The 14,380-nt window shown below is 51.5% G+C and carries 16 protein-coding genes and 1 pseudogene; 12 read left to right on the top strand and 5 right to left on the bottom strand.

What is annotated here, in order from left to right; all coding sequences use genetic code 11:
* Positions 1-4 precede the first annotated feature (4 nt).
* Positions 5-1,102, top strand: a complete 1,098-nt coding sequence (locus E5161_RS12710) for a GerAB/ArcD/ProY family transporter (RefSeq protein WP_136778207.1) — start codon at positions 5-7, stop codon at positions 1,100-1,102.
* Here the strand turns inward: E5161_RS12710 and E5161_RS12705 are convergent.
* Positions 1,099-1,982, bottom strand: a pseudogene (locus tag E5161_RS12705) (YitT family protein). The gene E5161_RS12710 and the pseudogene E5161_RS12705 sit on opposite strands and share 4 nt — an antisense overlap.
* A gap of 107 nt (positions 1,983-2,089) precedes the next feature.
* Here E5161_RS12705 and E5161_RS12700 point away from each other — a divergent pair.
* Complete coding sequence (locus E5161_RS12700; RefSeq protein ID WP_136778206.1) at positions 2,090-3,250, top strand: hypothetical protein; 1,161 nt, start codon at positions 2,090-2,092, stop codon at positions 3,248-3,250.
* 280 nt (positions 3,251-3,530) lie between these two features.
* On the opposite strand, the gene E5161_RS12690 is transcribed toward E5161_RS12700, so the two are convergent.
* Together E5161_RS12690 and E5161_RS12685 are read right to left on the bottom strand one after the other, a co-directional pair.
* Entirely contained in the window at positions 3,531-4,622 is a 1,092-nt protein-coding gene (locus E5161_RS12690) for a PRK06851 family protein (protein ID WP_136778204.1), read from the bottom strand.
* Positions 4,623-4,719: 97 nt separating this feature from the next.
* Positions 4,720-5,175 (bottom strand): DUF2269 family protein, encoded by a 456-nt coding sequence (locus E5161_RS12685; protein WP_169306684.1) that lies wholly within the window; start codon positions 5,173-5,175, stop codon positions 4,720-4,722.
* Between the two features lie 139 nt (positions 5,176-5,314).
* Here E5161_RS12685 and E5161_RS12680 point away from each other — a divergent pair, with 139 nt between their 5' ends.
* The 3 genes from E5161_RS12680 to E5161_RS12670 all read left to right on the top strand — a co-directional run bounded on the left by E5161_RS12680 (position 5,315) and on the right by E5161_RS12670 (position 6,384).
* Positions 5,315-5,920: a DUF2087 domain-containing protein gene (locus tag E5161_RS12680; RefSeq protein ID WP_136778202.1), complete on the top strand. Its 606-nt coding sequence runs from the start codon at positions 5,315-5,317 to the stop codon at positions 5,918-5,920.
* A complete protein-coding gene (locus E5161_RS12675) occupies positions 5,905-6,048 on the top strand; it encodes a hypothetical protein (RefSeq protein WP_211246741.1) in 144 nt (47 codons plus the stop codon). The genes E5161_RS12680 and E5161_RS12675 overlap by 16 nt, the downstream gene beginning before the upstream one ends.
* A gap of 84 nt (positions 6,049-6,132) precedes the next feature.
* Entirely contained in the window at positions 6,133-6,384 is a 252-nt protein-coding gene (locus E5161_RS12670; RefSeq protein ID WP_136778201.1) for a GlsB/YeaQ/YmgE family stress response membrane protein, read from the top strand.
* Between the two features lie 93 nt (positions 6,385-6,477).
* On the opposite strand, the gene E5161_RS12665 is transcribed toward E5161_RS12670, so the two are convergent.
* Complete coding sequence (locus tag E5161_RS12665; RefSeq protein ID WP_136778200.1) at positions 6,478-7,059, bottom strand: general stress protein; 582 nt, start codon at positions 7,057-7,059, stop codon at positions 6,478-6,480.
* Between the two features lie 317 nt (positions 7,060-7,376).
* On the opposite strand from E5161_RS12665, the gene E5161_RS21155 reads away from it, so the two are divergent.
* From E5161_RS21155 to E5161_RS12655, 3 genes are read left to right on the top strand one after another with little or no spacing between them, the layout of a single operon-like run.
* The gene (locus tag E5161_RS21155; RefSeq protein ID WP_246042211.1) at positions 7,377-7,505 is read left to right on the top strand and encodes a hypothetical protein; all 129 of its coding nucleotides are present in this window, start codon (positions 7,377-7,379) and stop codon (positions 7,503-7,505) included.
* Positions 7,506-7,564: 59 nt separating this feature from the next.
* Positions 7,565-7,957, top strand: a complete 393-nt coding sequence (locus tag E5161_RS21150; RefSeq protein ID WP_246042210.1) for a hypothetical protein — start codon at positions 7,565-7,567, stop codon at positions 7,955-7,957.
* Positions 7,958-7,969: 12 nt separating this feature from the next.
* Positions 7,970-9,337, top strand: a complete 1,368-nt coding sequence (locus E5161_RS12655; protein ID WP_136778199.1) for an aldehyde dehydrogenase — start codon at positions 7,970-7,972, stop codon at positions 9,335-9,337.
* 6 nt (positions 9,338-9,343) lie between these two features.
* Here E5161_RS12655 and E5161_RS12650 read toward each other — a convergent pair whose 3' ends face one another.
* Positions 9,344-10,348: a ParB/RepB/Spo0J family partition protein gene (locus tag E5161_RS12650; RefSeq protein WP_136778198.1), complete on the bottom strand. Its 1,005-nt coding sequence runs from the start codon at positions 10,346-10,348 to the stop codon at positions 9,344-9,346.
* 102 nt (positions 10,349-10,450) lie between these two features.
* Between E5161_RS12650 and E5161_RS12645 the strand changes: the two genes are divergently transcribed.
* The 4 genes from E5161_RS12645 (at position 10,451) to E5161_RS12630 (ending at position 14,372) form a co-directional block, all read left to right on the top strand.
* Positions 10,451-11,077, top strand: a complete 627-nt coding sequence (locus E5161_RS12645; RefSeq protein WP_136778197.1) for a helicase-related protein — start codon at positions 10,451-10,453, stop codon at positions 11,075-11,077.
* Between the two features lie 96 nt (positions 11,078-11,173).
* Positions 11,174-11,845: an MBL fold metallo-hydrolase gene (locus E5161_RS12640; RefSeq protein WP_136778196.1), complete on the top strand. Its 672-nt coding sequence runs from the start codon at positions 11,174-11,176 to the stop codon at positions 11,843-11,845.
* Positions 11,846-11,976: 131 nt separating this feature from the next.
* Positions 11,977-13,356, top strand: a complete 1,380-nt coding sequence (locus tag E5161_RS12635; RefSeq protein WP_169306683.1) for an extracellular solute-binding protein — start codon at positions 11,977-11,979, stop codon at positions 13,354-13,356.
* An 89-nt stretch (positions 13,357-13,445) separates the two neighbouring features.
* Complete coding sequence (locus E5161_RS12630; protein ID WP_136778194.1) at positions 13,446-14,372, top strand: carbohydrate ABC transporter permease; 927 nt, start codon at positions 13,446-13,448, stop codon at positions 14,370-14,372.
* The last annotated feature ends 8 nt before the right edge of the window (positions 14,373-14,380 follow it).

Below are 14,380 nucleotides of genomic sequence, written 5' to 3'. Positions count from 1 at the left end.
CGCCATGTTGGAAGAAGAGAAGATCGGAAGTCGACAGCTCGCGGTATTGGTCGTTATGTTTACCGTTGGAACGTCAATGCTGCTCGTTCCCGGCGAGTTGGCAGCGGAAGCGAAACAAGACGCCTGGATCGCCTCTATTCTGGGCGTCGGACTTGGGCTTCTCTCCGTGTTACTGTTCTGGAAGTTAGGGGACAGGTTCCCGGACAGGACGGCCGCGGAATACTCGGAACTGCTGCTCGGCAAATGGCTGGGCAAAGCGATGTCCGTGCTCTTCTTCTCGTTCTGCTTCATGCTTTCTGCAGTGCTGCTCAGGGATGTGGGAGAATTCGTTTCGACGCAAGTCCTGACCGAAACTCCAATTGAGTTTGTGCACCTGCTTTTTTTGCTTATTGTCGTCTTGGGCGTGCGTCTTGGGCTTGCCCCGATCGGCCGTGCCGCTGAAATTTTTTTTCCTTGGATGGTGCTCCTTTTTCTCGTGGTGGTGGGATTTCTTTGGCCCTATGCAAAAATCGAAAACTTAAAGCCGTTGATGGAAGATGGGTTCAAACCTGTTCTCCTCGGCGGTGTTCAAATGTTTACCCTTCAGGAATATGTCATTTTTTTGATGATTCTTCCTTTTGTCGACAACATTCACAAAAGGGGGAGTGCGATGCTGAAGGGCGCGTTGGTCGGAGGAGCCTTGGTCGTGATCGTAACCTTGGATTGCATCCTTGTGCTGGGACCGAATGTAACGACGTTGTATGTGTATCCGGCTTACGTGCTTGCGCAAAAAATCGATATCGGCGAGTTTCTCAGCCGTATTCAAATTGTAGTAGCCGGCATGTGGTTTCTTACCATTTATTTCAAGACAGCGGTAAGTTTTTATGCGTCTGTTGTCTCCTTGGGGCAGACCTTGCGCCTGAGAGAGCATCGGACTCTTGTCCTTCCCTTGGCCGCCGTCATGCTGGCGATCGCCAATATTGCCTATCCCAACATGACTTATTATGTGGACTTCTACCGAAACGTATGGATACCCTATGGGCTTGTTTTTATGGTGGTACCGCCTGTCATTTTGCTGACGGTATCTTACGTGACCGGGAAAAAGTCGCCTTCCTGCAGTTAATGACTGTTTTTCTTCTTGAAGCGCCCGCCCTTCACATCGTGAATGTTGCCGATAGCGAGGAATGCGCCGGGATCGATTTCATCGACGATCGATTTCAATTTCGCCTCTTCCATCCGGTTGATCACGATAAGTATTAAATTGCGCTCGTCGCCGCTAAATGCGCCCTTTCCGGTGATATAAGTGACCCCGCCGCCTAAACCGAAATTCAAGGCGTCTCCGATTTCCTCGTGCTTATCGCTGATAATCCAAGCAAATTTTGACTGATCCAGCCCTTCGATCGTGACGTCAATCAGCTTAACGGCTATGAAGTAAGCGATCAAGGAGTACATGGCGTGATCCCAGCCGAACACAAATCCCGCGCTGCCCAATATAAAAATGTTAAAAAACATGACCACTTCGCCGACGGAAAACGGCGATTGTTTACTAATGAGAATCGATATGATTTCGATTCCGTCCAACGAGCCGTTCGCCCGGATCACCATGCCGACGCCAATCCCTAAAATGATGCCGCCAAACACAGCTGCAAGCAAAGGATCTATGGTGAGAGGCGGTACCGGGATCAACAAAGTCGTACCGACAGACATCAGAATGACGGCGAATAACGTGGAGAGGGCAAACGTCTTCCCGAATTGTTTATAGCCAATGTATAAGAACGGGAGGTTCAGAACGACGAGAAAAATTCCCACGGCAAATGCAGCTCGTGCGCCATCATGATGGAGATGCCGGTAATTCCGCCGTCAATGATGTTGTTCGGAACGAGGAAAATTTCAAGGCCGACGGCAACCAGTGCGGCACCGACTATCAAGGCAACAATACGTGCGATCGTTCGAAATGTCTTCTTTCTTTTCGGAATCACCAAGTTCGGCAGCCCCTCAATCATGTTTGTCCTCCGATGACGATTAGTATCAGTAATTTGTAACCGGATTAACCGGGGCTAAAGCGGGCACCGTATTTACAAAACCCGATTCAAGCCGACCGGAGGGAACCATGAATAACGCTTTTTGCCGGGGAGCCGCGGTTTTACTGGCCTTGGTCACGCTTTTCACGCCGACGCACCCGACTACATATGCCGCCGGCGTGAAACGGAATCATATGACGACGCTCATCGTACGTTCGAGCCCGAAAGCCGTATTTGAAAGCCGGTACGTGATTCATAATGCCAAACTCCAATTGGCCCTGCGAAAGGCCAAGCAAGAAGAGGCTGAATTTTCCCCGTCACTGACGGATGTTTATGTCATCGCGCCTCATGGTGCGCAGGAGAACATACTTCGTTTAGAACAGTCGGGGAATCTTTGGGATGAAGAGCAGGGGAAGAGGCTTGTCCTGCCGCGAAACGCATCGCATAAACTGCTGAAGGAAGCGCAAAAAGCAAGAAACCGCCATTACGGGGATTTGATACCTTGGAAAGACGCGGATTCGATCGTGTATCGAAAAAGCGTATTTACGATTACGGATTTGGAAACGGGCCTCTCCTTTCGGGTACAGCGGCGCGCGGGAAGCGACCACGCGGATGTGCAGCCCACAACGAAAGAGGATACGAAAATGATGAAGCGAATTTACGAAGGCCGTTGGAGCTGGAAACGGAAAGCGATTCTCGTATCCGCAGGCGGCAGGCGGCTGGCGGCCTCGATGAACGGGATGCCGCACGGCGGAGACGGGATCCCGGACAATGATTTTTCCGGCCACTTTTGCGTCCACTTCTTGAACAGCACGACTCATCGGTCCGAAGTGCCGGATCCGGCGCATCAATTCATGGTATATAAAGCTGCGGGGAAAACGAGGGAGTTACTGCATGCAGCCACTCCCCGTAAGCTTGCGCAATATTTGGTTCAAGCCATGAATGACCGGGATTTGGAAATAGTCCGCCTCCTGGCGGAAGGCGTGAAGAGGGAGAAATCGGGGGCGCTGATTCGTGAACTCGATTCCTTGGTGTCCGTAAAAATGATCCGGCAATCGGAATTGGACCAAGCGGATGACCTCTATTCCGTAACGTTCACGCTGGAGGCCGTTGAACTTCATCCCCGGACGCGGATCAAGTACAAAAAGGAGTTCCAGTTTATGTTGATCCGGCAGCTTCCGGAATCGTCGTGGCGCATGCAGGATTTGAATCTCGATCCCGAGCCTGAAAAAAACACCCGCGAAGCTTAGGCAGCTTCGTGGGTGTGAGGAATAACTAGCGGTTGTGATTAAATGAACAAGCCAGCACTCAGAACGATTACCAACAGAATGAATAAAACGAGAACGAAGGCCGCCCAGCGTCCTAAGCCAAAACCGGCGCAGGAAAAGCCGCCGACTCCAAAGCCCATATGATCACCACCCGTGATGGAATTGAGATCGTGATGATACTCATCACGTTGATAATGTATGGTTTCGTGTGATCATAGGTCTGTACCTTTGCACAGTTCCGTCAATTTAGGCACTGACCGATTTACGCGGTCGGCGTTTTATTCACAAACTCATTCCGCAGCCCGGACAGCGAACGGTCGACTACGGAAAAGTCTACAGCCGTGCGGTATAGTTCCCTGATTTTGAAGTGAACGTCCCGTGCTTCTCCGAGATACGAGGTGGCCTCTTTCATTTTTTGTGCGTACCGGGATTTGATGTCGGCCAATTGTTCGGCGTAACGTTCGTCGACTCCGGGCTTTATGACGCGCTCGTACATATCCAGGATCCGGTCGCTAGTGCGGTCCGGGAAGTATTCATGCGGTGCGGTGCTGTCGAAGACGGCGAGACCAAGCTCAGGAAAGATCAGCATATCCAGGCTGTTCGGATCGAATCCGCAATGAAAGACGTCCAAGTCGTAGCCTTTGGACTCCGCTTCGGCGGCCAGCCGCTTCAGCAAGGTCGATTTCCCGGATCCGGGCCTTCCTTTGATGAAAATTCTCGTGTTCAGTCCGCTCGTGAGATTTTGGATATGATCAATGGCCCCAAGCGGCGTCGCGGCTCCGAAGAAGAGATGCCGGACGGCAGCTTGTTTGTTTTCCATTGGTGAGGCGAGCCAGGATTCCGAAAATTCCCGAGCCACCTCATCCGATTTTTGAAAATCCAAATTTTCAATATAAGGAGCTTCCCATTCGTCATGAATGCGGAGTGCGTCGGCAAAGCAAGCATAAGCGCTGGAATAGGCATCCGACAGCTTCTTATTCAGAACTTCCGCGGTTTCCTCATAGTTGGCCGGCAGCAATCGCGAATCAACCGCAGGAGTGAGATCGATCGCGATCGTTCTTGTGTCTTGCGCCGAATAGGGGCAAGCCGTTCCGTCGACAATCGCAATGCCTGAATTCCTCAAGATCACGATATCTACATCATCGGGATGGAGAGGAGAATGAAACCATTCGACATCCTCCCCTTCGTTCCGTATGCCAGCCGCCAGCGAACGGATCAGCGTCGGCTTTGCCGTGCCGGGAGGTCCTTGTAGAACATAAATCCGGGATAAATCCCGAAGTGCCGACTCATATTGCACAACTTCTCCACGTGCCGTATTGCCGCGAGCGAAATAATGGCGTTCCGTTCCGGTCATTGGGCAGCACTCCTTCCTTCTTCCTCGATGCCAACATATGCAGAGGGAAGCAGGTGGGTGTACGCCCAAAAAAAACGGCCGTCGCGGCCGTTCATCCTCAGAACGGCTTAAGCACCATGAGTGCGATGATCGCAAATGTAAACAGATGCACCGTACTCTCAAGAGGTGCAATCTGTTTCATGGACTCTGCAAAGCCGGATGGAATATCCTCGCCCTCACTTGACAGGACCAGATGTGTAGTTCTTTTCATGCGTGGTTCAACAAATCCGATAATCAAAATCTCAATGAGGAGAAACAGCAGCAAAGAGATATTTAACCATACGAGCGAAAATCCGATTTTACTGACGATCATGAGCAAGACACCCGTTACAAGCAGCGTAATGCCGCCTATTTTGGGGAATTTGTTGACTTTTTGAATGATCCCGAATATAAAGCGTAACTGACTGCCGGACTTAGCCGATTTTCCTAACACCGGCAAAATGAATGCAGGCCCTATTCCTACAATCGCAGCTAAAACATGCAAGACAATGAGCAGATCAAATAATACGCCCAATAAATTTAACCTCCCATTTGATTTATGCCAGTGTATGCCGGTTCGTCTCATTTAGAACCGTTGCTTGACAGATGCTGGTAGTTTAATTAATATCTAATTAGATGATTGTTAAATTAAATGCTGATCGAAGGTGAAAGGTTTGCAGTTAGATAAACTGGTGAACTATTACAAAGCCTTATCCGACCGGAATCGGATTCGCATTCTCATCTTGCTTGCCAAAGAGGAGATGAACGGATTGACGTTGGCGGAAAAGCTCGGGGTTACGCCTGCTACGATTACACACCATATTGCTAAATTAAAGGCCGTGGGCATTGTCATGGAACGTAGAGAAAAGAACGCCTCTATTTATCGAGTCTCGCAATATTTGCTGGAGCAAAATGACGGCGCCCTGGTTAACTTGATGAAGGAGCAACAGAATATGTCGGACAACGATAACGAGCAGCATCGCGACAAACACGAGAAAATGCGCGAATCCGTCTTGAAGAGCTTCTTCACTCCGGATCAAACGCTCAAACAAATTCCTTCCCAATTGAAGAAAAAACTGATCGCACTCGAGTTTATGGTTCAAAATCTGGAAATCGGGAAGAAATACTCAGAGAAAGAAATCAACGAATACATCCAAACATTCCATCCCGATTACGCGACGCTTCGTAGAGAATTCATTATGCATCAATACATGTTCAGAGAAAATGAAGTGTATGAGCTGAATCCGCGGGAGATGTGGGCCAAATGGCAAAATCTTTAACGCAGCCATATCTGCAGATCGCAGATGAATCTCCGGTGATCATCGAGAGGAGCGTCACGCCGAGAGGGGAAATCCAGCTCCAGCGCAGAGGTCCGCACTACGAGATCATCAGCAACGGTGATGCTTGAATCACTGGTTAATCCGGCGGCTTGCCGGGTACTATTCCTTTATCACAGCTGAACTGATCAGTGAGAATAAAGGAGGAAACCGAAATGCATATCCTTTGGGTACTCATCATCGGAGGTCTTATCGGATGGCTGGCAGGCGCGCTTATTGGACGGGACGTTCCGGGCGGCATTATCGGTAACATTATTGCCGGGTTTGTCGGAGCTTGGCTGGGCGGTTATCTGCTCGGCGACTGGGGACCGGTTGTTGCCGGTTTCGCCATCATCCCGGCCGTCATAGGAGCTATCGTGGTCGTGTTGATTGTGAGTGCGATCCTGCGGTCGACAAGAAGAGTATAAAATGTAGGACCACCGCCATCGTGCGGTGGCCCTGCATCACAAAAAAGAAATGTGGCGCAGCCGATAGGCTGGCGCCACATTTTTATTGTCCGCTTAGTACCGTTGTACCCGATCTTGCCCGTCGATGTCTTGGTTGTAGGTTCCGGCGGTACCCGCACCGTACATCGTCATTCCGTAGGTGTCGGCGTTGAGAGAGTTGTAGGTACGGAAGTTGTCGTACACGCCATGTTCGCGTTCCGCGTCGGAATCGACCATGACGAGTATTTTGCCTTGTTCCACATACTCGTTATAGCGCTTTGCTTCGTCCTCCGGAATGCCCATGCCGACCAGTCCGCCGACGATTCCGCCCGCTCCCGCGCCTACGGCCGCGCCTGTTAAGGCGGCTGCGATCGGGCCTGCAGCCAGAATCGGACCGACGCCCGGAATCGCCAGCAAGCCGAGACCGGCCAGCAAACCGGTGACGCCGCCTGCAACCCCGCCCGTGGCCGCTCCGGTCGCCGCGCCTTCCGGCGCTTTCGTTCCGGTCGCTTCTTTGATTTCTTTCATGTCGTCCTTATCTTTGCCGATAACCGAGATTTCGTCCGAGCGGTAACCTTGCCGCTTCAAGCCTTCGATCGCGTTTCTGGCTTCCATTTCCGAGTCAAATACACCGACAATTTTTTTGGAATGTTCCATTTCGATTCCCTCCCAAAAACGATTTGTGGTCAACCTCGACGTCGGGCAGCTTGTGATACGGACTTGCTAGATTTTTTTACCCGATTCACCCGACAGTAAACTCAAACGGGAAAACTTACGTTGAACCTGCACAAAACCACAAAATTCTACGCCGCGAATTTCCCGATTTTGTTCCGAACAGGATAAGGGGAGATATTCGGCGAAGAACTAAGCATAATGACGAGCAGATCGAAGGAGAGGGCGGGCGGCATGTCCAATATACGCTTGCAGTTCCTGAAAATATTGCGTTCGACATCAACGTCAATGGAACGAATCAGGTGAATCAGTGGATCTTGACGCTGCCGAATCTCCGTCGTTATGTCTATTTCAGCACGGCATACGTCTCGGGCGACCGTGAAGGCCGAATCCTTGAGACCGAGCTGGAAATGGAGCAAAGGACGCGCTGAATTTTCTGCCTTTCATCCCTTACATGGGGTCTGGGGAAGCGGAGGGCAATTTCGTACCGGTGGATTACGTTTTCGAAGCCACGCTTTACTTGGCTCATGCGGACGCGGGAGTCGGCCGGACGTATCATTTGACCGATCCGAGGCCATACCGGATGAAAGACGTCTATCGCATGCTGATGAAGGAATATTTGGGCAAGGAACCGGTCGGTACGATTCCTTTATCCGCGGCTAAGCTGTTGTTATCGCTGCCGGCGGCGCGAAAATGGCTGCGGGTGGAAAAGGAGGCATTGGATTACCTCGTTTGCAAGGCTCACTACGATACGGCAAATGCGGAACGGGATCTGCAAGGTTCGGGTATTACATGTCCGGATTTTCAAGAAACGCTCGGCGCCATGGTCAAATTTTATAAAGAACATAAAAACGATTCGGAGAAGCAGCTGAAGATTCGTTAAGAGGGGACCTTTATGGACGTTTCGATTTTGTTGAATAAACAGAGGGCGTTTTTTCGTACGGAGAAGACGAAAGATTATCATTTTCGTTTGGAAGCACTTGAGAAGCTGAGGGCGGCGGTCATTCGCCATGAAGAGGATTTGCTGCAAGCGTTGAAGGCGGATTTGAACAAATCGGAATTCGACGCTTATTCGACGGAGATCGGCATCATTTTGTCGGAAATCCGGTTTGCGATGAAGCATCTGCGAGCCTGGATGAAGCCGGCGAAAGTGAAAACGCCGCTCACGCATTTCGGTTCCAAGAGCGCCGTATATTCCGAGCCTTATGGCGTATCGCTCATTATCTCCCCGTGGAACTTTCCGTTCCAGCTCGCTGTCGCGCCTCTGATCGGCGCAATCGCTGCGGGGAACTGCGTGGTGCTGAAGCCGTCCGAGCTTACGCCGCGAACCTCCGAAGTGCTGGAGAATCTCATCTCCGAGACGTTCCCTGAACCATACGTTGCCGTTGTTCAGGGCGGTGTGGAAGTAAGCCAAGAGCTGCTCGGCGCAAAGTGGGACTATATCTTTTTTACCGGCAGCGTGCCGGTGGGCCGAATCGTGGCGCAGGCGGCCGCGAATCACATGACGCCGGTCACGTTGGAGCTGGGCGGGAAAAGTCCGTGTATCGTTCACGAAGACGCCAATCTTGGGCTGGCGGCGAAACGCATCGCTTGGGGCAAATTTATGAATGCCGGCCAAACCTGTATCGCCCCGGACTATTTGTATGTCCATGAAAGCGTCAAAATGGACTTTCTGGCGCAGTTGCAAAAAGCCATTCGCAATCTCTACGGGGAGATGCCGCTTGAAAACGAGCTTTATACGCATATCGTGAGCGAGAAGCACTTCCGGCGTCTCGCCTCGTTCCTCGAAAACGGTGTTACATATGTCGGCGGAAAAACCGACCCTGGGCGGCTTGTGATCGAACCGACCGTTTTAACGGAAGTGCGTTGGGAAGATCCCGTCATGAAGGAGGAAATCTTCGGTCCTATACTGCCTGTTCTGGAATACCGCTATCTGTCCGAGATGTTAGAGGGGATCCGGAACCATCCGAATCCGCTGGCGCTGTATGTGTTCACGGAGAATCCCGGCATTCAGCAGGAAGTGATGAACCGGGTTTCTTTCGGAGGCGGCTGCATCAACGACACGCTGTACCATTTTACCTCTCCCTATTTGCCGTTCGGAGGTGTCGGGAACAGCGGGCTGGGCAGTTATCACGGAAAAGGCAGCTTCGATACGTTCTCGCACAAGAAGAGTGTGTTGAAACAAACGACTTTGTACGATATTCCCGTCCGGTATCCGAATACGAAGAACGCACTGAAGATGATCAAGCGCTTTTTAAAGTAACCGAACTTATTCGCCGCCATCCTTCAATAGCTCGGCGGCGCGCTTCCAATCCGCTAAATGTTTTTCCAGATCTACCACCACGGCGGCAACGTGTTGCGCAAGCTGGGCTTTCTCCTCCGGCGTCAAATCGGACAGTGCAGATGCATCGGCAGACGGTGCCGCGGGAAGCCGGAGCGAGGATGCCTGTCGTTGGATCTGCTCCACCAGCGATGATGAGTTTGAAGAGTCAACTTCCTCCCGGTCCGTTTTTTCCTCTTTCGCCGGCGGAGCGGGCTTCGGCTCGGCGGCTTTCGCTCTTTCCGCTTTGTTTTGCTCAAATACGGACCAAGTTTCAAGAAGCTCTCGTCCGGATTTGTACAACAGCTTGTCCTTCGTACCGGGGGACAGATTCTTGTCTTTGAACAGCTTGGCAATCTTCTTGACATCGCTCGCGGGCAGCTCGTCCCTTGCGATGATCAGCGCAAGGGAATCTCGATGCTCTATCGGCAAATCCTTGATCGGCAGCAACTGGGTTTCCGTCAGCTTATCCTTGCGGATTTCCGTGCCGCTGACGATCAGCTTCTTCACCGCATCTCCGAAGCTCAGCAAATCCAGTTTATTTTTAATATAGGATTCCGTCTTACCCAGCTTGCTGGACAAATATTTCACCGAGCTGCTGAATTTCTCGTCGTGCAGCAGCTTATGGAACGCTTCCGCTTCTTCAATCGGAGAAAAACCTTCGCGCGTCAAATTTTCCGCAATTTGCTCGAGGTAGATTTCCATTTCATCGGTAATCTCGGAAATGATACAGGGAATCGTTCGGAGCCCCAGCGCCTTGCAGGCTTTGTACCGCCGGTTCCCGTAAATGATTTTATATCGCCCGCTGCCCACGGTTCTCACCTTGATCGGAGACAGCAGGCCAAGCTCGCCGATGCTCTTCATGAGCTCCTGCAAAGCCTCCTCGTCGAATTGGTAACGGGGCTGGCCGGTGTCTTCATCGATCAAATGCAGCGCAATTTCAGTGATGTCCATTCCTGAAGTCTCCAATCTTTAACGGTTGTAATCCTTCTTCTATAAAGATAACGTATACAGAGAGGTGTGAGAAGTACAGAACAACGGGAAGGATGAGCAATCATGAACGTCATGGAAAAACCGATCCTCGTATTGATGGATCCGGCCCTGGAGTCGGACTACCTCAACCTTTTATACGAATATTTCGCGGCCTCCGAGCGCAACGGCAGAACTTCTTCGATTTCGGACAAAAAACAAATGATGGCCGTCAAAGAGAAAATGTGCTCGCTGTGCAACCGGAATCCGGAAAAGCTGAACCAACTGAAAACGATCATACAGAGCGCGCAGGAGAAAAGAGAAAAGACAGTTGTCATGTTCCGATCCCCTGCGGTCGCCGCCGAAATCATGGAGCTGCTTTCAGCGGATATGCCGAGCAGCGCCATTGTAACGGTCACGCCGCAAATGTCCATCCACGAGCTGAATCAGATGATCGACCGGTTCAACAAAATTCCGGAATCTACGGCATTGCTGGTCACGGATGCCGTGAGTACCGGCTTGGATGTGACGGCCGCCAATCATTTGGTGCATTACGATTACCCGCCGCGTTACGCCGATCTGATGCAGCGCAACAACCGGATCACGCGCCAAACGTCCCAGCATGCGGAAGCCGTCATCTATTACCTCGCGACGGCGGGCAAAATCGACGAATTCGATTATCAAGAATGTATGAGCGAAAACCGTCCTATGTGAGAAGCAAGGTCGACAGTGTAATTCGCTGTCGGCTTTTCTTTTGTGCCGCTGAAATCTAAAATAGGGGAAAGGGACGAAGCGGAGGTGGATGATCCAATGTTAAACGCAGGTGTGTCGCCTCTATTGCTCGAATTGCGCACGGGCGGGCAGCCGTTTCCGGTACATGCGGCACTGTTTCGAGATGAGCAGAATGTCATCCTGGTGGATACCGGCACTCCCGGTCAACTGGAAGTGATCCGTGAAGCGCTGGGACGGGAAGGCGTCTCCTTGGACCAGCTCACCCAAATCATCATTACCCATCAAGATATGGACCATCTGGGCAGCTTGCCTGAGTTAGCGGAGGCCACAAACGGACGGGTACAAGTGCTGGCGCATGAACTCTGCAAACCTTATATTCAGGGAGAACTCCCGACGATTAAAAGGGGAGTTTTGGTCCGTCCCACCAAAGTGGATGTCACGCTGCGGGACGGCGATTCACTTCCCTATTGCGGAGGGATCCAGATCATCTTTACGCCCGGCCACACGCCGGATCATATCAGTTTGTATCATCCGGCGAGCCGAACGCTCATTTCCGGCGACGCGCTGACCTCGCAGGCCGGCACTCTGATGCCTCCCAGCCGGGACTTCACACCGGATATGCCCACTGCCTTGCGTTCGGTCGCCAAACTGTCGCGGTTGGACATCGAGACGGTCATCACTTATCACGGTGGAGTTTGCACAGGCGGCATCCGAGAACGCCTGCTGCAGATCGCATCCGGCATCGAATAGGAGATCTGAACAAAATTTGAAAGCGCAATCATATTATCGTTGACAAGTTGTTACTACAATTAATATAATCTAGACACAATACAAGCGAAAGTTGTATTGAACCTAAGAGAAGAGACGGACGGAGGGGTTCTGTGAAAACCAAGTTTGGCATCACGAAGCTTTTTGTAATCGCTCTCACTTTTCTCGTCATCATCGTCGGCTGCAGTCCGGCGCCCAAGGCATCTGAAAGCAGCCAGCCGCCAGCCTCAAGTGGGAATGCTTCCGGCAATACCTCCGGCGGGGCAGTGGATCTGAACTCGTTGGATTGGTCGAAGCTGGATGACCCTGCACTCAAGAATGAAGAAATCAATCTGTTGGTTGTCGACACGGAGGGTGACCTCACGAAGCTGCTCCAGAAGTTTAGCGATGAAACGGGCATCAAGCTGAAGGTGTCGGCGACAGATTACAACTCGCTGTTTAACAAAATCACCACGGCGGCCCTTTCCAACTCCTCCGAATTTGATCTGATCGAGATGGATACGATCTGGGCAGGCCAATTTCTCGCAGGCAACCTTGTGGAAGATTTGACGAACGTCGTCCCGGCGGACGTGCAAAGCGGATTCACGCAATCTTCACTCAGCTCGGTGAAGTACAACGACAAACTTGCGGCGATGCCGTATTTCTCCAGCACGAAGCACTTCTACTGGAACATGAAAATGCTCAAGGACGCGGGTTACGATGCCCCTCCGAAAACTTGGACCGAATTCCGCGAAATGTCCAAGAAACTCACCAAAGGCGGCAAATACGCTTCCGGCTGGTCCTGGAAACAAGCGGAAAGCTTGAACTGCGACTTCGTCGGCATGGTGTATTCCTTCGGCGGAAGCTTCTTCAAACAAGACGGCACGCTGGAAGTCAACTCGGAAGGCGCCGTCAAAGCTCTTCAATACATGACCGATCTGATTCGAAACGACAAAACGATCGACCCCGCAAGCTTGCAATGGACGGAAGACGACGTGAGCAATGCTTTCCGGGCTGGTAAAATCGCCATGATGTCCAACTGGGAAGGGCAGTTCCCGGACGTCAACGATCCCTCGAAATCTCAAATTGTAGACCAAGCGGACGTAGGGCTTCTCCCAGGAGAAGGAAGTGTCGTTTCCGCTTCGGTAACGGGTTCGGAAGGCATCGCCATCATGAAATCCAGCAAGCATAAGCTCGCTTCCCTGGCGTTCTTGAAGTGGATGGCTTCGAAATCGTTCCAAGAGCCGAACTTCACCGAGAGAGGCACTTATCCAGTGCTGCAATCACTGTACGAGGATCCGAAAGTGAAAGAAGCGGATAAAACGCAAACGATCGACAAAATCATGGCGCAGTTCGAATACGGCCAAAACCGTCCGAACGGTCCCGGTTATGTCGAATGGGCCGATATTCTTTCCGCGGAAGTATTCAAAGCGCTTGCGGGCAACAAATCGCCTAAGCAGGCCCTTGACGACGCCGCCTCGAAAATCGACCAAGCCATCAAAAAAGCACAATAAATTGTTAGGGCAAGCGGAGGAGCGGTTAGCCTGTCTAACCGCTTTTTCCTATCTATCGGCCTCAAATAGCATGGTTGGAGGAGAGAAATATGAAAAAAACGGCAACGGGCGGGGCCTTCTCCGCTTTGAGACTGTCGCCGAGAGCGTGGAAGGATACGCTGCTCGCTATTCTTCTGCTGCTTCCTACGATTTATATTTTGCTCAAGACGTTTGTCTCCCCGATCATCGAGTCGCTGGTATGGAGTTTTTACAAATATAACTTAATGGACGGATCCGCGATTCAGTATGTCGGATTCCGCAACTACAACCAAATTTTTCAGATGAACGAATTCTGGGTTTCGATGAAGAACACGGCCTATTTTACGGTGTTCACGGTCGGAGCCGAGCTGGCGCTCGGATTTTTCTGTGCCTTGCTGCTCAACCAGATGTTCCGGGGAAGAACCTTCTTCCGGGGAATCATCATCATTCCTTGGGCGATGCTTACATTGGTGAACGGCTTGATGTGGAACTGGATCTATCAGCCGGGCTACGGCGGACTAACCGTCGTGCTTCACAATTTAGGCTTGCTGTCTCCGGATTCGAATCCGGTCTGGCTGACGAACTCGACCCAGATTATGACGTTCGCTTCCATCGCGGACATTTGGAAAATGACGCCTTACATGACGCTGCTTCTGTTAGCCGGTCTGCAGTCGCTCAATCCCGCGCTTTATGAGGCAGCGGTCATGGACGGCGCCGGGTTCTGGAAAAAGATTTGGCATATCACGATTCCACAGTTGGCCCCGGCCATGATCGTGGCGGTTGTGCTCCGGGTCCTCGGCGCGTTCCGGGTGTACGACATTTTGACCGTTTTCAGCAACGACCCTACGACATCCGTTTCGTTCCTGACGTACAACTATGCGTTCCGGTATTTCTATCTGGGCAGAGCCTCCGCGATGGCGTGGATCTCGACGATTTTCATCTTGATTCTGATCGTCATCTATATTCGGATGCTCAAGAAAAATAACGAGTTGGAGTAGAGGAGGGA

Source organism: Cohnella pontilimi (genome assembly GCF_005049045.1).
Lineage (GTDB): Bacteria > Bacillota > Bacilli > Paenibacillales > Paenibacillaceae > Cohnella > Cohnella pontilimi.
The sequence above is the reverse complement of the archived record's forward strand: the minus strand, read 5'-3'. Positions and strand labels throughout refer to the sequence as shown.